Raw genomic sequence first — 785 nt, 5'->3', positions numbered from 1 at the left:
CTCACCCCCAGCCCCTCTCCCGAAAAGAGGGGGATCCTAGGCAGGTTGGCTTTCCACCGTCACGGCTTCCGTCGGAGTAGTGGGGTTTGAGGCGCCCACTTGGACTTTGATCACCCGCGCTGCGTCGGCTTTGGGCAGAGTGAGGGTGAGGATGCCGTCGCGATAGGTGGCCGAGACTTTCTCCGGCTGGATGCGGCGGGCCAGCTTGAGGATGCGTTGAAAAGGTTGGGGCTCCACTTCTTGGTAGCGCAATTCAGCACCTTCAGGGCCGTGAACCTGGATCTCGCCGCTGATGGAGAGCTGTTGAGCCGTGGCCTCGATGTGGAAGCGTTCCCGATTGGCACCGGGCACCCACAACTGGACGGTGTAGGCTTCGCCGCTCTCCCAAACCTGCAGAGGAGTGGGCAGGAAGGAGCGAGAGCGTCCCCGGTTGGGCTCCGCTTGCAGAGCTTGTACCTCGAAAAGCGGGCTGAAGTAAAGAGTTGCCATAGTGTCTCCTAGGGTAAATAGGCTAAGTCATCAATGGAGTTGAGGGAAGCGAAGAGATCTCGGCAAAGAAGGCTTGGCCTGCACTTGGGATTTGAATTCACAAAATCCTGCTCTGATCATCCAAGAAAGCCATCCCAGCGAGGGAGGGCAAACCGATCTGCGATAGGCAGGATCCCCTCACCTCATGGGGAAGAGGGATGAAAACAAACAGGGCAATCCAATGGTTCACTCGAAACATTTTGCTCAAAACAGAATGGGGTAGATGTGAGTGAAAAAAGAAGACCGTTATGGATCCC

The 785-nt window shown here is 56.6% G+C and carries 1 protein-coding gene; it reads right to left on the bottom strand.

The features are described from left to right. Nucleotides 1-36: 36 nt before the first annotated feature. On the bottom strand, nt 37-489 hold the full coding sequence (locus NW819_RS13795; RefSeq protein ID WP_011431920.1) for an Hsp20/alpha crystallin family protein: 453 nt from the start codon (nt 487-489) through the stop codon (nt 37-39). Between the last annotated feature and the right edge of the window lie 296 nt (nt 490-785).

Origin of the sequence: Synechococcus sp. R8-2, from assembly GCF_047461715.1 — a bacterium.
Taxonomy (GTDB): domain Bacteria; phylum Cyanobacteriota; class Cyanobacteriia; order Thermostichales; family Thermostichaceae; genus Thermostichus.
The sequence above is the reverse complement of the archived record's forward strand: the minus strand, read 5'-3'. Positions and strand labels throughout refer to the sequence as shown.